Source organism: Salmonella sp. SG203, from assembly GCF_013350575.1.
In the GTDB taxonomy this organism is placed as follows: Bacteria; Pseudomonadota; Gammaproteobacteria; order Enterobacterales; family Enterobacteriaceae; genus Salmonella; species Salmonella enterica.
This window is the reverse complement of the sequence record NZ_SNMT01000004.1, coordinates 199,821-220,758: the sequence shown is the minus strand read 5'-3', so window position 1 is coordinate 220,758 and position 20,938 is coordinate 199,821. Positions and strand designations below refer to the sequence as shown.

Here is a 20,938-nt window from a genome sequence, read left to right as displayed (position 1 = left end):
GCTTTGTAATATTGCATTAACAGGCCGGCGACGGCTCGATCGTGAAGGAGAGAAAGTATGTTCAGGTCACTGATTCTGGCGGCAGCCTTGCTGGCTTTTACACCGCTTGCCGCGAATGCGGGCGAAATCACCCTGTTGCCCTCAATTAAATTACAGATTGGCGATCGCGATGATTACGGTAACTACTGGGACGGTGGTCGCTGGCGCGACCGGGATTACTGGCACAACCATTATGAATGGCGTAAAAATCGCTGGTGGCGCCATGACAACGGCTATCATCGCGGCTGGGATAAGCGTAAAGCGTATGAACGCGGTTATCGGGAAGGCTGGCGCGATCGCGACGATCATCGCGGGCGAGGCCGGGGTCACAAACATCATCACTAAGCCTCCTGCTGAATAACAGCCCGATGACGCCCACGCATCGGGCCTGCTATCTTTCTGTCTTTATGACAACCCCATCACCGTTCCAACCAGCAACCAAATATTCAGGGCGACGACCAGCACGACAATTATCCAGCCAATCTGTTTTACCCGCCGCGTGTTCACCAGCTCGCCCATTAGCGTAGCGTTACTGGTGAAAATCAGGAGCGGCACCAGCGCCAGCGCAATACCAAAACTCAGCAGCACCTGGCTCATCACCAGAATTCGGGTAGGGTCCAGCCCCATCAAAATCACAATAAATGAGGGCAGCATGGTAATGGTGCGCCGTACCCACAGCGGAATGTGAAAACGGACAAACCCTTGCATCACCACCTGCCCCGCCAGAGTCCCTACCACAGTGGAGGAAAGCCCTGCCGCTACCAGACTAAGACCAAACACCGTTGCCGCCGCATGGCTTAGTAACGGTTCCAGCGTCAGGTATGCCTGATCGAGATCGGCTATGCCGGTATGGCCGCTAAAATGAAACGCCGCAGCGGCGGTCGCCATCATTGCCAGATTGACAAAACCGGCAATCGTCATAGCAATAGCGACATCCCATTTCGTTGCTGAGTACCGTTGTTGCCGCGTTCCGCCGTGCAGATGCTGTGTTAATGACGAGTGCAGATAAATCACGTGCGGCATAATCGTCGCGCCAAGCACGCCGGCGGCTAAGAATACGGCTTCCGGGTTCGGTAGCGCCGGGATAACCATTCCTTTTCCGAGCTGCGCCATATCAGGCTGAGAGAAAAACAGCTCCACAATGTAAGCAGCGGCGACAAAAAGCAGTAAACCGCCGATGACTTTTTCAAGCGGTTTTTGACCGCGGCGCTGTAACATTAAAATCAGAAACGTCGCGATACCGGTCAATACCGCGCCCTGTAATAAAGAGACGCCCAGGATCAGCTTAAAACCTATTGCCGCGCCGATAAATTCAGCTAAATCGGTGGCCATCGCGATGATTTCCGCCTGTACCCAGTAAAACCAGACTACCGGGCGCGGATAATGGTCGCGAATTTGCTCCGCCAGGTTCTTGCCCGTGGCGATTCCGAGTTTTGCCGAGAGGATTTGAATCAGCATCGCCATCAGGTTCGCCCAGACCACCACCCAGAGTAGCTGGTAGCCAAAGCTGGCGCCAGCCTGAATATTGGTCGCGAAGTTACCAGGATCGATATAACCAATCGCGGCAATGAACGCAGGTCCCATTAATGCGAGCCTTAGCTTGCGCGCCGCCCGTCCGCTGCTATTCTCTACGCGATTGTCAGTCATCTTTTGCCTCAAAAACATAGCCTTTGCTATGTTTCATGCTATGTTTATTGATAATGATTATCAAGTGCATTTCAATGGGTACGGGTGATTACTTTGATAGTGTGAAACGATAGACCGATACGATGACGACCTGTATCAGAACAGTTTGGCTTAACATTACAAGATTAGCACACTGATATAACTTTTCATTTTCATATTCAGTACAGTAAAAGTGTATTACAGATCACTAATTTTGAATCTCGTCACAGGTCCTTATTATAGTGTGTGTTGGATCTCGTTTTCTTTACGGTTGTTGCATAGAATGTGCACGAAAATTAAACCTGCCTCATATTTGGAGCAAATATGGACCGCGTCCTTCATTTTGTCCTGGCGCTTGCCGTTGTTGCGGTACTCGCACTGCTGGTTAGCAGTGACCGTAAAAAAATTCGCATTCGTTATGTCATTCAGTTACTTGTTATCGAAGTGCTACTGGCCTGGTTCTTCCTGAACTCTGATGTTGGCCTTGGCTTCGTAAAAGGTTTCTCCGAGATGTTTGAAAAACTGCTCGGATTTGCCAACGAAGGGACAAACTTCGTCTTCGGCAGTATGAACGATCAAGGTTTGGCGTTCTTCTTCCTGAAAGTATTGTGCCCGATTGTCTTTATTTCCGCGTTGATCGGTATTCTCCAGCATATCCGTGTTCTGCCAGTGGTCATCCGCGCTATTGGTTTCCTGCTGTCCAAAGTAAACGGCATGGGCAAACTGGAATCTTTTAACGCCGTCAGCTCGCTGATCCTCGGCCAGTCTGAGAACTTTATCGCTTATAAAGATATCCTCGGCAAAATGTCCCGTAACCGCATGTACACCATGGCTGCAACGGCGATGTCGACCGTTTCCATGTCTATTGTGGGCGCGTATATGACCATGCTGGACCCTAAATATGTGGTCGCAGCGCTAGTTCTGAACATGTTCAGCACCTTTATCGTTCTATCGCTGATCAACCCCTATACCGTTGATGCCAGCGAAGAAAATATTCAGATGTCGAACCTGCATGAAGGCCAAAGTTTCTTCGAAATGCTGGGCGAGTACATTCTGGCAGGTTTTAAAGTGGCGATTATCGTCGCGGCGATGCTGATCGGTTTCATCGCGCTGATCGCGGCGCTGAACGCGCTGTTCGCAACGGTTACCGGTTGGTTCGGCTACAGCATCTCCTTCCAGGGCATTCTGGGTTACATCTTCTACCCGGTCGCATGGGTAATGGGCGTACCGTCCAGTGAAGCGCTGCAGGTAGGAAGTATCATGGCGACCAAACTGGTTTCCAACGAATTCGTGGCGATGATGGATCTGCAGAAAATCGCCTCTACCCTCTCTCCACGCGCTGAAGGCATTATCTCCGTCTTCCTGGTGTCCTTCGCGAACTTCTCTTCCATCGGTATTATTGCGGGCGCGATTAAAGGCCTGAACGAAGAGCAAGGCAACGTGGTTTCCCGTTTTGGTCTGAAACTGGTTTACGGTTCTACGCTGGTGAGCGTACTGTCCGCCTCTATCGCGGCGCTGGTACTGTAAGTCTGCGTTTAATGTAGAAACCGGGGAGCTATCCCCGGTTTTTTTATGCCGCTTATTTACCTAACGGGCGCGGGCGGCCAATCAGATATCCCTGCAAACTGTGTACGCCAAGCTGCAATAGCAGATCGCGCTGCGCAGGCGTTTCAACAAACTCAGCCACGACGCTCAACGATTTCGCTTTCGCTAAATCAGTGATGGATTTCACGATCATCGCATCCAGGGAGTCCGTCAGAATATCTTTTACGAAACAGCCGTCGATTTTAATGATGTCCGCCTTGAGGCGTTTTAGCCGTTCATAGTTTGCATAGCCGGTGCCGAAATCATCAATGGCGATTTTTAGACCAAACTTACGCAGCTGGTTGATATTGTGCATACTGATTTCGGAATGAGAGAAGGCCTGTTCTTCAGTAATTTCGATGATGACCGAAGCAGGCGGGACGCCATAGCGTTTAAAAAGCTGCATAATGCGCGACGCCGTCTCTTTTTGCAGCAGCGTCAGCGGCATCAAATTAACCGAGAAACGCGCCCCCTGCTCCGCCGAAGGATGCGCGGACAACCATTGCAGTAGCGCTTCCATCACCTGCATATCAAACCGTACGCTCAGGTTAAACTGGGCGATAAGCGGAATGAACTGATTCGGCATCATGATACCGTCGTCGCACCGAAGCCGCGTCAGAATCTCGTCATACCCTTTTCCCTGCGCGTCACGAATGGGTTGCGCATACAAAACCAGCGCGCCGCGCTCCAGCGCCTGACGGATTTTCTGCAACCGCAGCACCCGTTCCGTCGTCTGCCCGGAAGCGGCTTCAATACTCTGGGTCAGTGCAAGCACCCGACGGTGCGAACAGGATTGCTCCGCCAGCCAGCTTAATTGCCCCAACAGCGGTTGCAAGGTTTCCTGGCGACCATCGAATGTTCCCCACGATGCGCCGTATTCCATGTCCAGACCGGTATTGTTCCAGTAAATTTTGCGGTTATTAAGCACGTTGAGCATATATTGCAGGCGGGCTTCCGTCTCCGGTCCTGTCAGCACCAGCAATAATTCACTGCCCGGCAGATGGAAAATTTTCTCCTTTTCCAGCAGCAGCGGCTGCAACATGCGAAACACCTCGCGTTCGCAATGCACGCGCATCTGCATACCGTAATGACGGCTCAGAAATTCCAGGTTTTCCATGCGTAAATAACACACGCTTTGCCCGGCATCCTGTAAAAGAAACTGCTCCAGCGCACGCAGGTTAGGCAGTTGCGTCAACGGATCGGTCAATGCCTGCGAGTGCCATTGTCGATTCAACCATTCGCTACGCTGATTAATCCGCGCCATGTACAACAAACAAATACTAAAAGAAATGAGAACTGAAAGGATAAATGCCAGCGAATATTCTGAACCCACGCCCTGCAGAAAATTGCGGTTATAGCTAAGCAGGAATAGCGCAGTGAGAGCCCAACTAAAATTCAACAGCGGATAACTGATTTTCCCCACGCCGATGGTAAATCCAATGAACAGGACTGGCACCAGATAGCCAGCAATATACTTTGTCTCGAAAGGCGTACACAGCACCGCTAATAGCGTCGCCAGAGTGGCAAACCAGAGAAGCGTAAACAGGCGTTTTTCTTTGGCGAGATAAGGAGCGACATCCCTCCGCCAGAAAATACGAATATAATGAGGGCTGACTATCATCCGCAGCGGATAATAGAAAAAGAGGGTAAAAATAAGCGCGGCAGAAATCAGACTCAATAAATCAACAATCGAGAAAATAGCGGTGCCGGTGCCAAAGAAGGTAGAGATGGTCACCGGGAAAGCCAAGTAGTGCCCCGCCAGATGCATACTGATTTTTATGCCAAACGGCGTCATTAACCCTAACCAGAAAACGCGTAGCCAGATGCCTTGGTTGGGTATTCCGTAGCGCCAGCGCGCGCCCAACTGCCAGCGTACGATAGCGCAAACCAGCAACACGGGAAACGTCTGGCAAAATAGCAGCACCATCGCCTGTGGCAGAGGTAAATGAAAATTCCATTCATTAGTCAACATCATTCCGCCTACCATCGGCGCGACGCCACGGCGGCCAAATAAGAACAGCACGGCAAACATGACGCAGAGCGGTAGCCAGGCCAGAAAGATATAGCTGGAATCAATTGTGGCGCGGGGAGAAATGAGACGAGATAGCAGAATAGCCGGAACGGTCAGGCAGAAGGCCAGTAAGAATATTTTTATATTTTTTAATACGTTACACTTATCCGGCATTGCTTTAATGCTCACATCATTATATAAGGCGCATGAATAATAAGTATATTCGCATTATGAAGCAATCTAACAAAAGCTCATATTGACCGCAAAAGCAGCGGCAAACAAACGCACCTGAAGAGCAGATCAGAGGCCATAAATTTTGTGACAAAAAGCAAAAACCCCCGCTTTTCAGCGAGGGTTTGAATGTTGGTGGAGCTAAGCGGGATCGAACCGCTGACCTCTTGCATGCCATGCAAGCGCTCTCCCAGCTGAGCTATAGCCCCATAGTGCTTTTACGTATACGCCAAATTTATCGGGAGTAAATTTGGTGGAGCTAAGCGGGATCGAACCGCTGACCTCTTGCATGCCATGCAAGCGCTCTCCCAGCTGAGCTATAGCCCCACTACGTAAAGCTTGTCGAGTTGACGGGCGGCATCATATGAATTCCCTCGGCATGTGTCAACGGCAAAATGAACTTGCCGAATTCAATCGCTGAAAAAGCATTCAAATAAAGGACATTGCGGCACAACTCGCATTCAGTAGTTAAACACGTCACGGTTTCGACTAAAATGGTGCTATAAAATGAACCACTAATTAACCCCACGACTATTCAGGGAATCGTTATGTTCAAGGAACGGATGACGCCAGAAGAACTCGCTAATCTCACCGGTTACAGCCGACAAACCATCAATAAATGGGTACGGAAAGAAGGCTGGGCAACATCGCCCAAACCTGGCGTCCAGGGCGGTAAAGCCCGTCTGGTTCATGTAAACGAACAGGTTCGTGAATATATCCGCAGCGCTGAACGTTCAGTTGACCATCACGCAGACACATTCACGCCTGCCAGCAACGCATCGCTTGAAGCGCTGCTCATGACGCTCGCCAAAGAGATGACCTCATCCGAGCAGAAACAGTTTACCTCTCTCCTCGTGCGTGAAGGGATTACCGGTTTGTTACAACGCTTAGGGATACGCGATAGCAAATAATATGAAAAGATTACGCAGTAAAATGACCACTGAAGAGCTGGCTGAATGCCTCGGCGTGGCCAGACAAACCGTCAATCGCTGGATCAGAGAACAACACTGGAAAACCGAAAAATTTCCCGGCGTCAAAGGCGGACGCGCAAGACTCATCCATATTGATGCCAGCGTGCGGGAGTTTATTCTCAATATTCCGGCTTTTCGCAAACTGCCTGCGTTTTATCAGGCGGAAGAGGCTTTCGCAGAATATGCGAACGCGGCGCACAGTCATGCTTATCGACAAATTATTGATGCCGTTGAAAATATGTCTGCTCAGGAACAGGAAAAACTGGCGCTGTTTTTATCGCGGGAAGGTATTCGCGGATTTCTGACGCGTTTAGGTATCAATGAGGCGGACTAACAAATAATAAACGGCAGGCGTCTGCCCTGCCGTTTATTCTGTTTCAGCTGGCGTTACTGCTGACTTTCACGCTCGGCGATAAAGCCCAGCGCTTTGTTGATGCGCTCAATGCTGCGGGTTTTACCAATCGCATGTACGGTGACATCCAGCGCAGGCGACTGCCCGGCACCGGTCACAGCCACACGCAGCGGCATCCCCACTTTACCCATCCCCACTTCCAGCTCATCCGCCGTGGCCTGAATCGCGTGGTGGACGTTTTCTGCTGACCAGTCCGTAATCGCCGACAGCTTGTCGCGCACCACTTCCAGCGGCTGACGCGCCACCGGGCGGAGGTGTTTTTTCGCCGCATCGGCGTCAAACTCGCTGAAGTCTTCATAGAAGTAGCGGCAGCTCTGCGCCATCTCTTTCAGAGTCTTGCAGCGTTCGCCCAGCAACTTCACCAGCTCAGCAAGCTGCGGGCCGTTACGGGTGTCGATATTTTCCTGCTCGATATGCCACTGCAAATGCGTCGCCACATATTCCGGCGCCAGCGTATTGATATAGTGGTGGTTCAGCCACAGCAGTTTATCGGTGTTGAACGCGCTCGCAGACTTGCTCACCGCACCGAGGGAGAACAGCTTGATCATCTCTTCGCGGGTGAAGATTTCCTGATCGCCGCTGGACCAGCCCAGACGCACCAGATAGTTCAGCAACGCTTCCGGCAGATAACCGTCATCGCGATACTGCATCACGCTCACCGCACCGTGACGTTTAGACAGCTTTTTACCGTCGTCGCCGTTAATCATCGACACATGCGCGTACATCGGCACCGGCGCGTTTAACGCTTTCAGAATGTTAATCTGGCGCGGAGTATTGTTGATATGGTCTTCGCCACGAATCACATGGGTAATTTCCATATCCCAGTCGTCCACCACCACACAGAAGTTGTAGGTTGGGGAACCGTCGGTACGACGAATGATCAGATCGTCCAGCTCCTGATTGCTGAATTCGATCGGGCCACGGATCTGATCATCAAAAATAACGGAACCGTCCTGCGGGTTGGCAAAGCGCACCACGCATGGCTCATCGTCGGCATGATGTTCGTGGCTGTGACGGCAACGCCCGTCATAACGCGGCTTCTCGCCTTTCGCCATCTGATCTTCACGCAGTTGCTCCAGACGCTCTTTAGAGCAGTAGCATTTATAGGCTGTTCCCGCCTCCAGCATCTCGTCAATCACCGCGTTATAGCGATCAAAACGTTTGGTCTGGAAATAGGGGCCTTCGTCCCATTCCAGGTTCAGCCAGTTCATACCATCCATGATGGCCTCAATGGCTTCCGGCGTGGAACGCTCAAGATCGGTGTCTTCAATACGCAGCACGAATTCACCGCCGTGGTGACGTGCGAAAAGCCAGGAATAAAGAGCAGTACGCGCGCCGCCGACGTGCAGATAACCTGTCGGGCTAGGCGCGAAGCGAGTTTTGATTTTCATGAAATGGCCTTACGTTTATAAAGATGCCGACAACCGGCAAATCCTGGAAAGATGAATAGCCTTGTATTCTATCACTGTGGCTTGATTCCTCAATGTTGATCCGGTCAGAACGCTGCGCTTTGCTATTTCCGTATAGAAATCATGCAGCGCGGGGTAATTCACGATCGTTTTGTTTAATTTTACGACGAACAAACAAAAACTTTAGAAAATGCGTTGACTCATTTTCAACTCTCCCTATAATGCGACTCCACACAGCGGGGGTGATTAGCTCAGCTGGGAGAGCACCTCCCTTACAAGGAGGGGGTCGGCGGTTCGATCCCGTCATCACCCACCAACTACTTTATGTAGTCTCCGCCGTGTAGATAAGAAATTGAGAAGTGGGTGATTAGCTCAGCTGGGAGAGCACCTCCCTTACAAGGAGGGGGTCGGCGGTTCGATCCCGTCATCACCCACCACTTTCTCGCCAGCTAAATTTCTTATTGTGAAGTACCGAAGTGGGTGATTAGCTCAGCTGGGAGAGCACCTCCCTTACAAGGAGGGGGTCGGCGGTTCGATCCCGTCATCACCCACCACTTCGGGTCGTTAGCTCAGTTGGTAGAGCAGTTGACTTTTAATCAATTGGTCGCAGGTTCGAATCCTGCACGACCCACCAATGTAAAAAAGCGCCCTAAAGGCGCTTTTTTGCTATCTGCGATTTATAAGATTCGAACCTGCCGCAGGTTCGGGTCTTGCCTGATGCGCTGCGCTTATCAGGCCTACAGACAACACCGCACACGTAGGCCGGATAAGACGTTAGTCGCCATCCGGCACAGACGACACCGCACACGTAGGCCGGATAAGACGTTAGTCGCCATCCGGCGCAGACGACACCGCACGCGTAGGCCGGATAAGGCGAAGCCGCCACTCGGCATAAATACCGCAGCAACGCTACCGGCTCACTTACCGTCTATAGCTGATACAGCGGATCTTTCGCCCTCGCGGCGGTTAATTCGCTGGCCTGAGTACGCACCACGTCCCACAACGCCTGCGCCGCCGTGGAGAGCGATCGGTTTTTTCGCCGCGCCAGCATGAGCTGCCTTTCAACTACGGGCGTCAGCCGTTTAACCTGTAAGTGGCTGCCCTGCGGGAGCGGTAACGCCAGCGCGGGCAGCACGCTGATGCCGATTCCCGCTTCCACCATTGGAAACAGCGTGGCCGGGTGACCAATCTCCTGCACGATATCCGCCTCAATAGCAAAATGGGCCAGCGCCGCATCAATCAGCGGTCGACTGCCGGAAGCATAATCCTGTAAGACCAGCGAGGCCTGTTTAAGATCCTGCCAGCTCACCCATTCCTGATGCGCCAGCGGATGATCCTGGCGACACAACAGTAAAAAAGGCTCTGATAAGATGGCTTCACACTGTAAATCCACCGCTGCGCCGGGATCGATAACGATGCCAAAATCCACTTCACCCTGGCGGATGCTCTCCAGCACCCACTGCTGCGGACGATCGTGCAATACAAAATCAATAGCGGGATAAAGTGAATTACTTTGGGCAATGCATTGCGGAATAAGATGCGCAGAAATGGTTTGGCTCGCGGCAACGCGCACGGTGCCGGTTAATTGTGTCCCTACTCTGCCTGCATCGCGCAGTATGCTGTTCAGTTCATCAAGCACCCGCTCCAGACGCGTCGCCAGCTGTTGCCCCGCCTCGGTCAGCACCACCTCACGCGTGGTGCGATCCAACAGTCTGACGCCGGTTTGCCGCTCCAGCTCTTTTACGCTATGACTGACCGCAGACTGGCTCAGTCCAATCCTGTCCCCTGCCCGACTAAAACTTTTGGCCTGGGCGACGGTAATAAAAATCCGCAGTTGACGCAGTGAATAGTTCATCGACTAGATTCATATATAGATGCAATAAATCAATTTTATTTCTCAAAGCGAAAAACGCAAAATGGCAGCACCGACTTTCAGGAGTTTTTATGAAACTTTTTCGTATTCTTGACCCTTTCACGCTGACACTTATCACCGTGGTGCTACTGGCCTCTTTTTTCCCGGCGGAAGGTGGCTTTGTGCCTGTCGTTGAAGGCATTACGACAGCGGCTATCGCTCTGCTGTTTTTTATGCATGGCGCGAAGCTTTCGCGTGAAGCGATCATCGCTGGCGGCAGCCACTGGCGGTTGCATCTGTGGGTCATGTGTAGCACTTTTGTGCTCTTTCCTGTCCTCGGCGTACTGTTTGCCTGGTGGGCGCCTGTCAATGTCGACCCTATGCTCTACAGCGGCTTTCTGTATCTGTGTATTTTGCCCGCCACCGTGCAGTCGGCGATTGCATTTACTTCACTCGCGGGCGGTAACGTCGCGGCCGCGGTGTGCTCAGCGTCTGCGTCCAGTCTGCTGGGCATTTTCCTGTCGCCGCTGCTGGTCGGTCTGGTAATGAATATTCATGGCGCGCAGGGCAGTCTGGAAGAGGTGGGCAAAATTATGCTGCAACTGCTGCTGCCTTTTGTGCTGGGACACCTGTCTCGCCCGTGGATCGGCAACTGGGTCGCGCGCAACAAAAAGTGGATCGCGAAAACAGATCAGACCTCTATTTTGCTGGTGGTCTACTCGGCGTTCAGCGAAGCGGTGGTCAACGGCATCTGGCACAAAGTCGGCTGGGGATCGTTGCTGTTTATCGTCGTGGTCAGCCTCATACTGTTGGCGATCGTCATCGCCATTAACGTCTTTGTCGCCCGTAAATGCGGCTTCAATAAAGCCGACGAAATCACTATTGTTTTCTGCGGTTCGAAAAAAAGCCTGGCCAACGGGATCCCGATGGCCAATATTCTGTTTCCGACGTCAGTGCTGGGTATGATGGTATTACCGCTGATGATCTTCCACCAGATCCAACTGATGGTCTGTGCGGGGCTGGCACGGCGCTACAAACGCCAGACCGAGAAGTTACAGGCGCAGCAGGAAAGCCGCGCCGCGAAAGCTTAAAGCGGGCGTTTCAGGGGCTGCACCAGTTGCGTCAGCCCCTCGGTTTTAATCAGCAGCGTGATTTGCATCAACTCCCCCAGTTTACCCGCCGGAAACTGATCTTTACGGGCAAACCACAGCAAATACTCTTCCGGAAGGTCGATCAATCGACGTCCCTGATATTTGCCGAACGGCATCACGGTGTTGGCGATTTCAACCAGCTGCTCTTTTTCCATCTCAGGCACCCAGTAAGCGGATCATTTCCGCTTCATCAATCACGGTAATACCCAGTTCCTGCGCTTTGGCAAGTTTGGAACCCGCCGCTTCACCGGCAATCACCAGATCGGTTTTCTTCGATACGCTGCCTGCCACTTTCGCGCCCAGCGCCACTAAACGCGCTTTAGCGTCATCGCGAGACATCTGGCTCAGGCTACCGGTTAGTACCACGGTTTTACCGGCAAACGGGCTATCGATCTCTTGCGCATTAATGACTACCGGCGCGGGCCAGTGAACCCCTTCCGCCAGTAGCTGCCCAATCACGTCACGATTACTCTCTTCGGCAAAAAAGTTAAAGACGTGCGTAGCGACCACAATCCCCACGTCGGGTACTTTCTGCAACTCGTCAATGGTGGCAGCCTGCAGCGCCTCCAGCGTGCCGAAATAAGCTGCCAGCCCCGCCGCCGTCGCTTCACCCACTTCACGGATGCCCAGCGCATAGAGAAAACGCGCAAAGGTCGTCGCTTTGGCTTTTTCCAGCGCGTTAACAACATTTTGCGCGGACTTTGGCCCCATTCGGTCCAGGCCGGTCAGTTTACCCGCCGTCAGACGGAACAGATCCGCTGGCGTATGGACATACTCCCTTTCCACCAGTTGGTCGATGATCTTATCGCCCATCCCGTCTACATCCATCGCCCGGCGCGACACAAAATGTTTCAGAGACTCTTTACGCTGCGCGCCGCAAATCAGCCCGCCGGTACAACGGGTAACGGCTTCGCCTTCAACGCGCTCTACGTCCGATCCGCACACCGGACAGTGCGTTGGAAACACAATCGGACGCGTCTCTTCAGGGCGTTCGGACAGAACCACGTTGACCACCTGAGGGATCACATCGCCTGCCCGACGGATAACCACCTTATCGCCAATACGCAAGCCAAGCCGTTCAATTTCATCGGCATTATGCAACGTGGCATTGCTGACCAGCACACCAGCCACCTGAACCGGTTCCAGACGCGCCACCGGCGTAATCGCCCCGGTGCGCCCGACCTGAAACTCAACATCACGCACAAAAGTCATCTGCTCCTGAGCAGGGAATTTAAACGCCACCGCCCAGCGCGGCGCGCGGGCCACAAAGCCCAGCTGTTCCTGCAAAGCCAGCGAGTTGACCTTAATCACCACGCCGTCGATATCAAAACCGAGCGTGGGGCGATCTTTTTCGACGTTGCGATAAAAATCCAGTACCGCCTGGGGAGAATCGCACAGCGTCACGCGATCGCTGACCGGTAACCCCCACGCTTTAAATTGCAGCAAACGTCCCAGATGCGTATCCGGCAACTCGCCGCCTTCCAGAATACCGACGCCGTAGCAGAAAAATGTTAGCGGTCGCTTCGCCGTAATACGCGGATCGAGCTGACGCAACGAGCCCGCCGCCGCGTTACGCGGATTAGCAAACACTTTGCCGCCAGTACGGCGCGCGTCTTCATTGATCTTTTCGAACCCGGCCTGCGGTAAAAATACCTCTCCGCGAACTTCAAGACGCGCCGGAATATTATCGCCGTGCAGCTTTAACGGAATGGCGCGAATCGTGCGCACGTTTGAAGTAATATCTTCACCGGTGGTGCCGTCGCCACGCGTCGCAGCGCTCACCAGCACGCCGTTTTCATACAGAATGCTGACCGCCAGGCCATCCAGTTTTAGCTCGCAGCACCAGATGACATTTTCCGTGCTTTTTAGACGATCCTGCACTCGCTTGTTAAACGCCAGGAAGCTTTCTTCATCAAATACGTTATCGAGCGACAGCATCGGTACTTCATGGCGAATCTGGTTGAATGCCGTCAGCGGCGCCGCGCCAACGCGCTGCGTGGGCGAATCCGGCGTGATAAGGTCCGGACGTTGCGCCTCCAGCTCTCGCAGTTCCCGCATCAGGCGGTCATATTCGGCGTCGGGAATCTCGGGCGCATCCATCACATGATACAGATATTCATGATGGCGAAGCGTGGTTCGCAGTTCTGTCAGTTGTTGTTCGATTGGTTCCATATCACACCATCAATGATAAAAAACCCCCGACAGGCGGGGGTTACGTTAAAAATGTCACACCTGCGTTAACCTCAGGCGTTAGCGTCCATCACCTCGCGGATGCGGTCCTGATATTCGCGCAGTTTCTGCGGCGTCATCATCCGACGCTGGTCATCCAGCACGACGCCACCGACCTCATCAGCGATATGCTGCGCGGATTGCAGCATCAGCTTGAAATTCTGCAGCGCATCGCCGTAAGACGGTACCTGCATAAAGATAGTGACGCCAGGCGTAGTGAAGTCCGTCATTTCAGGATCGAACGTTCCCGGATTGACCATATTCGCGAGACTGAACAAGGCCGGGCCGCTGCCGTCCGGGCTCAAATGACGATGGAAAATATTCATATCGCCAAATTTAAAGCCTGACTGCTGAATACTGTTCAGTAACACTTCACCATTAAGCTCGCTGCCATGATGGGCCGCGACGTTCATAATGATGACCGCCTCTTTACGCTGCGGTTTTTCCACAACCGGCGCTTCTTCCACTACCGGTTCCGCCTCAACCACAGGTTCCGCAGGCTGGAAGGTTTGCGCTGATGGCGGCGGCGCGGGCTGCGCAACAGGCTGCGGCGCTTGCGACGGCGGTGCAGGCTGCTGTTGCGGCGGCTGTACCGGCGGCGCAGATGGCTGAACCTGCTGAGGCTGCGGCGCAGGTTGGACCGGTTGCTGAACCGGCTGTTGCATCGGCGCTTGCGGCTGCGGCGGCGCCGCTGGACGCGGTTGCGCAGACGCATAAGGCGGCTGGTACTGGTGTTGCGGCGACTGACGAGGGGCATCATGCTCCTGCGACTGGCCGGGGGCATGATTTACGCGGTGAACACGAACTTCACCCACGCCTTCGTCTTCTTCGACATCGTCGTCATACGAGTCGTCGTCGCGTTTCGATTTCATGCGTTTTAGTGGACGATCGCGGAACATAGAAGATCGTTCTTTACGGCTGGTCCAGAAACCATGTACCAGTAAAGCGATTATGGCGATCGCGCCAACAATGATTAATATCAGACGCAAATCCTGCATCATTATATTCTCTGTTGTTCTAACACCTTGCCACCACGGCAAACATTTACTCACTAAGAGTATTTGCCGATTACGTCAAGTGCAAGTGTACTGTTGGCTTTCGCAGCATAAAGATGAAGGAAAATGTGCTTTTTGCTGTTTTTTCGAACATTTCCGAACTATCCACCGTCTGATAACCGGGTAAGATATCCCACGTTTACCCAGGGCTTTAAGAAAAAGGAGTATGTCCTGAATATGGTTTCATCATCCACAACCGTACCACGTAGCGGCGTCTATTATTTCTCGCAAGGATGGAAGTTAGTCACCCTACCGGGAATCCGCCGCTTTGTTATTTTACCTTTGCTGGTCAACATTGTGCTGATGGGCGGCGCATTTTGGTGGCTGTTTACCCAGCTTGACGCCTGGATACCTTCGTTGATGAGTCATGTGCCGGACTGGCTGCAATGGCTGAGCTATCTGCTGTGGCCGATTGCAGTTATCTCTGTTCTGTTGGTCTTTGGCTATTTTTTCTCTACCCTCGCCAACTGGATCGCCGCGCCGTTTAACGGCCTTTTAGCCGAACAGCTTGAGGCGCGGTTAACCGGCGCCACGCCGCCAGATACCGGCATACTCGGCATCATGAAAGATGTACCGCGCATTATGAAACGTGAATGGCAAAAGCTGGCGTGGTATCTGCCGCGTGCTATTGTGCTGCTGGTTCTCTATTTTATTCCTGGCATTGGCCAAACCATCGCGCCGGTGCTGTGGTTTTTGTTCAGCGCCTGGATGCTGGCGATCCAGTATTGCGACTACCCGTTCGATAACCACAAAGTGCCGTTTAAAACGATGCGCGCCGCGTTGCGCACGCAGAAGGTGGCGAATATGCAATTTGGCGCGCTCACCAGCCTCTTTACGATGATTCCGGTGCTTAACCTGTTCATTATGCCTGTCGCCGTCTGTGGCGCGACGGCAATGTGGGTTGATTGCTGGCGTGCTAAGCACGCGTTATGGAAATAACGTAAAAATGTATAAATAAGAGATGGCTTATGCTGTCTCTTATTCCATACTGATAACCATTATTCCCCATCAGCATATAGATATGCGAAATCCTTACTTCCCCATATCTGGCTGGGAGGTATGCTGGGAAGGTATCCCAATTTCATACAGTTAAGGACAGGCCATGAGTAAGATTTATGAAGATAACTCGCTGACTATCGGTCATACGCCGCTGGTTCGACTGAACCGTATCGGTAATGGACGCATTCTGGCGAAGGTGGAGTCGCGCAACCCGAGCTTCAGCGTCAAGTGCCGTATCGGCGCCAATATGATTTGGGATGCCGAAAAGCGTGGCGTACTGAAACCTGGCGTGGAACTGGTGGAGCCGACCAGCGGCAACACCGGTATTGCGCTGGCGTATGTCGCCGCCGCGCGCGGTTACAAACTCACCCTGACCATGCCGGAAACCATGAGCATTGAACGCCGCAAGCTACTCAAAGCATTAGGCGCGAATCTGGTGCTGACCGAAGGGGCGAAAGGGATGAAAGGCGCTATTCAGAAAGCCGAAGAAATTGTCGCCAGCGATCCGCAAAAATATCTCCTGCTCCAGCAGTTCAGCAACCCTGCCAACCCGGAAATCCATGAAAAAACCACCGGCCCGGAAATCTGGGAAGACACCGATGGTCAGGTGGATGTGTTTATCTCCGGCGTCGGCACTGGCGGTACGTTAACCGGCGTCACGCGTTATATCAAAGGGACGAAGGGTAAAACCGATCTTATCACCGTTGCGGTAGAACCCACTGACTCCCCGGTTATCGCCCAGGCGCTGGCTGGTGAAGAGATCAAACCGGGCCCACATAAAATTCAGGGCATCGGCGCAGGCTTCATCCCGGGCAACCTGGATCTGAAACTGATTGATAAAGTGGTTGGCATCACCAATGAAGAAGCCATTTCTACCGCGCGCCGTCTGATGGAAGAGGAAGGTATTCTGGCGGGAATTTCTTCCGGCGCCGCGGTTGCTGCAGCGCTTAAGCTGCAGGAAGATGAAAGCTTTACCAATAAGAATATTGTGGTTATCCTACCTTCATCAGGTGAGCGTTATCTGAGCACCGCGTTGTTCGCCGATCTCTTTACTGAGAAAGAACTGCAACAGTGATGCCAGCATGTTAAAAACGCGTAAAAAAGCACCTTTTTGGGTGCTTTTTTGTGGCCTGCTTCAAACTTTCACCTCACCTGGCATTGATTCACCCTGCCGGAACTGGTATTTAACCAGACTAATTATTTTGATGCGCGAAATTAATCGTTACAGGAAAAGCGTTAGCTGAATCGATTTTATGATTTGGTTCAAATCTTCCTTTCGCGGCATAATGTTTAATGACGAGCGAAACGTCAGCGGCCATAAGTTGCCAGCAACGGATTGCGTAGAACACCTTTTGTGTCGCGTCCCGTTTACGCCGGCGCTAACAATACAGGCTAAAGTTGAGCCGCCAGGCTAGACTTTAGTTCCACAACACTAAACCTATAAGTTGGGGAAATACAATGTTCCAGCAAGAAGTTACCATTACCGCTCCGAACGGTCTGCACACCCGCCCTGCTGCTCAGTTTGTTAAAGAAGCAAAAGGCTTCACTTCTGAGATTACTGTGACTTCCAACGGCAAAAGCGCCAGCGCGAAAAGCCTGTTTAAACTGCAGACTCTGGGCCTGACTCAAGGCACCGTCGTCACCATCTCCGCAGAAGGTGAAGATGAGCAGAAAGCGGTTGAACATCTGGTCAAACTGATGGCGGAACTCGAGTAAGTTTTTTTCCGGGTTCTTTTAAAAATCAGTCACAAGTAAGGTAGGGTTATGATTTCAGGCATTTTAGCATCCCCGGGTATCGCTTTCGGCAAAGCACTGCTGCTGAAAGAAGACGAAATCGTCATTGACCGGAAAAAAATTTCTGCCGACAAGGTTGATCAGGAAGTTGAACGTTTTCTGAGCGGTCGTGCCAAGGCATCTGCGCAACTGGAAGCGATCAAGACAAAAGCTGGTGAAACGTTCGGTGAAGAAAAAGAAGCCATCTTTGAAGGGCATATTATGCTGCTCGAAGATGAGGAGCTGGAGCAGGAAATCATAGCCCTGATTAAAGATAAGCACATGACGGCTGACGCAGCCGCACATGAAGTTATCGAAGGTCAGGCCACTGCCCTGGAAGAACTGGATGACGAATACCTGAAAGAGCGTGCGGCTGACGTACGTGATATCGGTAAGCGCCTGCTGCGCAACATCCTGGGTCTGGCCATTATCGATCTGAGCGCGATTCAGGAAGAAGTTATCCTGGTTGCCGCTGACCTGACGCCGTCAGAAACCGCGCAGCTGAACCTGCAGAAAGTGCTGGGCTTCATCACCGACGCGGGCGGACGCACGTCTCATACCTCCATCATGGCGCGTTCTCTGGAACTGCCGGCGATCGTAGGTACCGGTAGCGTCACCGCTCAGGTGAAAAACGGCGATTATCTGATTCTGGATGCCGTAAACAACCAGGTTTACGTCAACCCGACCAACGATGTTATTGAGCAACTGCGCGCCGTCCAGGAGCAGGTTGCGACCGAGAAAGCGGAACTGGCTAAACTGAAAGATCTGCCGGCAATCACGCTGGATGGACATCAGGTTGAAGTTTGCGCCAACATCGGTACCGTTCGCGACGTTGAAGGCGCTGAGCGTAACGGCGCGGAAGGCGTTGGTCTGTATCGTACTGAATTCCTGTTCATGGATCGCGACGCGCTGCCGACAGAAGAAGAGCAGTTTGCCGCCTATAAAGCGGTCGCTGAAGCGTGCGGCTCGCAGGCGGTTATCGTCCGTACCATGGACATTGGCGGCGACAAAGAGCTGCCGTACATGAACTTCCCGAAAGAAGAGAACCCGTTCCTGGGCTGGCGCGCCGTGCGTATCGCCATGGATCGCAAAGAGATCCTGCGTGACCAGGTTCGCGCGATTCTGCGTGCCTCCGCTTTCGGTAAATTGCGCATTATGTTCCCGATGATCATCTCTGTTGAAGAAGTTCGCGCGCTGCGCAAAGAGATTGAAATCTACAAACAGGAACTGCGTGACGAAGGTAAAGCATTTGACGAAAGCATTGAGATTGGCGTGATGGTGGAAACACCGGCTGCGGCGACAATTGCGCGTCATTTAGCCAAAGAAGTTGATTTCTTTAGTATCGGCACCAATGATTTAACGCAGTACACCCTGGCAGTTGACCGTGGTAATGATATGATTTCACACCTTTACCAGCCAATGTCACCGTCCGTACTGAACTTGATCAAGCAAGTTATTGATGCTTCTCATGCAGAAGGTAAATGGACTGGCATGTGTGGTGAGCTTGCAGGCGACGAACGTGCTACACTTCTGTTGCTGGGGATGGGTCTGGACGAATTCTCTATGAGCGCCATTTCTATCCCGCGCATTAAGAAGATTATCCGTAACACGAACTTCGAAGATGCGAAGGTGTTAGCAGAGCAGGCTCTTGCTCAACCGACAACGGACGAGTTAATGACGCTGGTTAACAAGTTCATTGAAGAAAAAACAATCTGCTAATCCACGAGATGCGGCCCAATTTACTGCTTAGGAGAAGATCATGGGTTTGTTCGATAAACTAAAATCTCTGGTTTCTGATGATAAGAAAGACACCGGAACTATTGAGATTGTTGCCCCGCTCTCTGGCGAGATCGTCAACATCGAAGACGTGCCGGATGTAGTTTTTGCTGAAAAAATCGTTGGTGATGGCATCGCTATCAAACCAACCGGTAACAAAATGGTCGCCCCTGTTGACGGTACCATCGGCAAAATCTTTGAAACCAACCATGCGTTCTCTATCGAATCCGATAGCGGCATTGAGCTGTTCGTTCACTTCGGTATCGACACCGTTGAGCTGAAAGGCGAAGGCTTCAAGCGTATTGCTGAAGAAGGTCAGCGCGTGAAAGTTGGCGATCCGGTCATCGAGTTCGATCTGCCGTTGCTGGAAGAAAAAGCCAAGTCTACCCTGACTCCGGTTGTTATCTCCAACATGGATGAAATCAAAGAACTGATCAAACTGTCCGGTAGCGTGACCGTGGGTGAAACTCCGGTTATCCGCATTAAGAAGTAATTCTTGCCGCAGTGAAGAATGGCGCCTTTGGGCGCCATTTTTTTTGCCTGTAGGCCGAATAAGGCGCTTGCGCCGCCATCCGGCGATGGTGTGGCGCACTGCCTGATGGCGCTACGCTTATCAGGCCTACAAGGTTGCGAACATTTCAGCGCCAATCCACGGGTTACAACTGCGAGGTCACCGGGCGAAAGCACTTCTCGCGCATCAGGATCTTCATCCCCTCCGGGCCACTCTCCAGCATCCTGCGTTCGGAATCGGACACTTGCAACTCGCACTGATAGCCGCCAGTGATGCCAAACATCGCCCGCGCCACGCAGATATCTTCCAGCGCGTCCAGCCCGCTCGTTTCAAAATGCCCCACGATACGTCCCTGCTGGCGAACCACCAGCCGATAACTCTTCATCGCGCCTCCCCTGCCGGCGGCAGAATTAACTCATCACAGCCACACTGCTGTGTCCAGGTCATCACCTCCAGCACGCGCTGCGCCGCATCTTTTGCCGCGGTCGTCAGTTTTTTCCCCTGCACAATACCGCTGACCAGCTCGGCGCAGAAGAGATCTCCCGTCCCTTTTAACTCCGTCGCCACCCGCGGATGGGCAAAGACCTCCACGACCTGCGCAGTAACGACCGCAACCGTTATGGTCTCCAGAGACTCGCCCGGCGCGCTGGTGATAACCACCCATTTCAACGTATCGGAAAGCAGCGATTGCGCCGCCGCCACCGCCTCTTCCAGCGTGCGGCACGGTTTACCACTCAGCATCTCCAGCTCAAATACGTTCGGCGTTAGCCCCTGCGCCTGCGGCAACAAATGTGTGCGATAAGCCTGCGGAATTTCCGCCTGCACATACATTCCACTGTCGGTATCGCCAATGACCGGATCGACAAGAATACACACCTCCGGATGCGAAGCCCGGATCGCCATTAGCCACTTCGACAGCAAGACAATTTGGTCTGCGCTGCCCATGTAACCGGTGGTAATCGCTTTTAATTCACGTAACGCATCGCGCTCATTCAACGCCGTAAGGTAGCCTGCAAACCACTCGGCGGGAATAATGCCGCCATAAAACGTTTTATAGTGCGGCGTATTGCTGAACAGCACCGTCGGGACCGCCGTCACGCGTAATCCCTGCGCTTTAATGGCCGGAACAGCGATGCTGTTGCCTACGCTGCCGTACACGACCTGTGACTGGACGGCGACGATATCGGTCTGTAACGCCCGATGGTTGTCGTCGAAGAGCACTGACTGAATATCACTCTCTTGTCCCATAAAATTTTCCTCTCGCTGGACA

19 protein-coding genes and 6 tRNA genes are annotated in these 20,938 nt (G+C 52.6%); 14 read left to right on the top strand and 11 right to left on the bottom strand.

Going from position 1 to position 20,938, the window contains the following annotated elements:
* The first annotated feature begins 57 nt into the window (after positions 1–57).
* Positions 58–384 carry a DUF2502 domain-containing protein YpeC gene (gene ypeC, locus HV477_RS08890; RefSeq protein ID WP_000490091.1) on the top strand — a complete coding sequence of 109 codons (327 nt, stop codon included), beginning with the start codon at positions 58–60 and terminating at the stop codon, positions 382–384.
* A 60-nt stretch (positions 385–444) separates the two neighbouring features.
* Here the strand turns inward: ypeC and HV477_RS08885 are convergent, their stop codons facing one another.
* Positions 445–1,686 (bottom strand): Nramp family divalent metal transporter, encoded by a 1,242-nt coding sequence (locus HV477_RS08885; RefSeq protein ID WP_000131734.1) that lies wholly within the window; start codon positions 1,684–1,686, stop codon positions 445–447.
* A 342-nt stretch (positions 1,687–2,028) separates the two neighbouring features.
* On the opposite strand from HV477_RS08885, the gene nupC reads away from it, so the two are divergent.
* Positions 2,029–3,231 carry a nucleoside permease NupC gene (gene nupC / locus HV477_RS08880; RefSeq protein WP_000376343.1) on the top strand — a complete coding sequence of 401 codons (1,203 nt, stop codon included), beginning with the start codon at positions 2,029–2,031 and terminating at the stop codon, positions 3,229–3,231.
* 52 nt (positions 3,232–3,283) lie between these two features.
* Here nupC and HV477_RS08875 read toward each other — a convergent pair whose 3' ends face one another.
* From HV477_RS08875 to HV477_RS08865, 3 genes are all read right to left on the bottom strand, one after another.
* Positions 3,284–5,473, bottom strand: a complete 2,190-nt coding sequence (locus HV477_RS08875) for a sensor domain-containing phosphodiesterase (protein WP_064001189.1) — start codon at positions 5,471–5,473, stop codon at positions 3,284–3,286.
* A 190-nt stretch (positions 5,474–5,663) separates the two neighbouring features.
* Positions 5,664–5,739 (bottom strand) — tRNA-Ala (locus tag HV477_RS08870).
* A 42-nt stretch (positions 5,740–5,781) separates the two neighbouring features.
* Positions 5,782–5,857 (bottom strand) — tRNA-Ala (locus tag HV477_RS08865).
* 221 nt (positions 5,858–6,078) lie between these two features.
* Between HV477_RS08865 and HV477_RS08860 the strand changes: the two genes are divergently transcribed.
* Entirely contained in the window at positions 6,079–6,441 is a 363-nt protein-coding gene (locus tag HV477_RS08860; RefSeq protein ID WP_000472034.1) for a YfeC-like transcriptional regulator, read from the top strand.
* Between the two features lies 1 nt (position 6,442).
* Positions 6,443–6,835, top strand: a complete 393-nt coding sequence (locus HV477_RS08855) for a YfeC-like transcriptional regulator (protein WP_000826514.1) — start codon at positions 6,443–6,445, stop codon at positions 6,833–6,835.
* 53 nt (positions 6,836–6,888) lie between these two features.
* Here the strand turns inward: HV477_RS08855 and gltX are convergent, their stop codons facing one another.
* Positions 6,889–8,304, bottom strand: coding sequence for a glutamate--tRNA ligase (gene gltX / locus HV477_RS08850; RefSeq protein WP_000695623.1), 1,416 nt, complete (start codon positions 8,302–8,304; stop codon positions 6,889–6,891).
* Positions 8,305–8,562: 258 nt separating this feature from the next.
* Here gltX and HV477_RS08845 point away from each other — a divergent pair.
* From HV477_RS08845 to HV477_RS08830, 4 genes are all read left to right on the top strand, one after another.
* Positions 8,563–8,638, top strand: a tRNA-Val gene (locus HV477_RS08845).
* A gap of 45 nt (positions 8,639–8,683) precedes the next feature.
* Positions 8,684–8,759, top strand: a tRNA-Val gene (locus HV477_RS08840).
* Positions 8,760–8,800: 41 nt separating this feature from the next.
* Positions 8,801–8,876: transfer RNA gene (locus tag HV477_RS08835), tRNA-Val, on the top strand.
* A gap of 4 nt (positions 8,877–8,880) precedes the next feature.
* Positions 8,881–8,956 (top strand) — tRNA-Lys (locus HV477_RS08830).
* A gap of 294 nt (positions 8,957–9,250) precedes the next feature.
* On the opposite strand, the gene HV477_RS08825 is transcribed toward HV477_RS08830, so the two are convergent.
* The gene (locus tag HV477_RS08825) at positions 9,251–10,177 is read right to left on the bottom strand and encodes a LysR family transcriptional regulator (protein WP_001109831.1); all 927 of its coding nucleotides are present in this window, start codon (positions 10,175–10,177) and stop codon (positions 9,251–9,253) included.
* 89 nt (positions 10,178–10,266) lie between these two features.
* Between HV477_RS08825 and HV477_RS08820 the strand changes: the two genes are divergently transcribed.
* Entirely contained in the window at positions 10,267–11,265 is a 999-nt protein-coding gene (locus HV477_RS08820) for a bile acid:sodium symporter family protein (protein ID WP_000765569.1), read from the top strand.
* Here HV477_RS08820 and HV477_RS08815 read toward each other — a convergent pair.
* The 3 genes from HV477_RS08815 to zipA all read right to left on the bottom strand — a co-directional run bounded on the left by HV477_RS08815 (position 11,262) and on the right by zipA (position 14,555).
* Complete coding sequence (locus tag HV477_RS08815; RefSeq protein ID WP_001519708.1) at positions 11,262–11,480, bottom strand: DUF3820 family protein; 219 nt, start codon at positions 11,478–11,480, stop codon at positions 11,262–11,264. The two genes, HV477_RS08820 and HV477_RS08815, sit on opposite strands and share 4 nt — an antisense overlap.
* Before the next feature lies 1 nt (position 11,481).
* Entirely contained in the window at positions 11,482–13,497 is a 2,016-nt protein-coding gene (ligA, locus tag HV477_RS08810; protein ID WP_079899001.1) for an NAD-dependent DNA ligase LigA, read from the bottom strand.
* A 71-nt stretch (positions 13,498–13,568) separates the two neighbouring features.
* The gene (gene zipA, locus HV477_RS08805) at positions 13,569–14,555 is read right to left on the bottom strand and encodes a cell division protein ZipA (RefSeq protein ID WP_000983126.1); all 987 of its coding nucleotides are present in this window, start codon (positions 14,553–14,555) and stop codon (positions 13,569–13,571) included.
* 231 nt (positions 14,556–14,786) lie between these two features.
* On the opposite strand from zipA, the gene cysZ reads away from it, so the two are divergent.
* The 5 genes from cysZ (at position 14,787) to crr (ending at position 19,650) form a co-directional block, all read left to right on the top strand.
* Positions 14,787–15,548: a sulfate transporter CysZ gene (gene cysZ, locus HV477_RS08800; protein WP_000255008.1), complete on the top strand. Its 762-nt coding sequence runs from the start codon at positions 14,787–14,789 to the stop codon at positions 15,546–15,548.
* A 163-nt stretch (positions 15,549–15,711) separates the two neighbouring features.
* On the top strand, positions 15,712–16,683 hold the full coding sequence (cysK, locus tag HV477_RS08795; RefSeq protein WP_000036904.1) for a cysteine synthase A: 972 nt from the start codon (positions 15,712–15,714) through the stop codon (positions 16,681–16,683).
* 383 nt (positions 16,684–17,066) lie between these two features.
* The gene (gene ptsH, locus HV477_RS08790) at positions 17,067–17,324 is read left to right on the top strand and encodes a phosphocarrier protein Hpr (RefSeq protein WP_000487600.1); all 258 of its coding nucleotides are present in this window, start codon (positions 17,067–17,069) and stop codon (positions 17,322–17,324) included.
* A 48-nt stretch (positions 17,325–17,372) separates the two neighbouring features.
* Positions 17,373–19,100: a phosphoenolpyruvate-protein phosphotransferase PtsI gene (gene ptsI, locus HV477_RS08785; protein WP_000623114.1), complete on the top strand. Its 1,728-nt coding sequence runs from the start codon at positions 17,373–17,375 to the stop codon at positions 19,098–19,100.
* 40 nt (positions 19,101–19,140) lie between these two features.
* Entirely contained in the window at positions 19,141–19,650 is a 510-nt protein-coding gene (gene crr, locus HV477_RS08780) for a PTS glucose transporter subunit IIA (RefSeq protein ID WP_000522253.1), read from the top strand.
* Between the two features lie 163 nt (positions 19,651–19,813).
* Here crr and HV477_RS08775 read toward each other — a convergent pair whose 3' ends face one another.
* Together HV477_RS08775 and pdxK are read right to left on the bottom strand one after the other, a co-directional pair.
* Complete coding sequence (locus HV477_RS08775) at positions 19,814–20,053, bottom strand: hypothetical protein (RefSeq protein WP_000844542.1); 240 nt, start codon at positions 20,051–20,053, stop codon at positions 19,814–19,816.
* The gene (pdxK, locus tag HV477_RS08770; RefSeq protein WP_000529613.1) at positions 20,050–20,916 is read right to left on the bottom strand and encodes a pyridoxine/pyridoxal/pyridoxamine kinase; all 867 of its coding nucleotides are present in this window, start codon (positions 20,914–20,916) and stop codon (positions 20,050–20,052) included. Before pdxK ends, HV477_RS08775 begins: the two co-directional genes overlap by 4 nt.
* Positions 20,917–20,938: the final 22 nt, after the last annotated feature.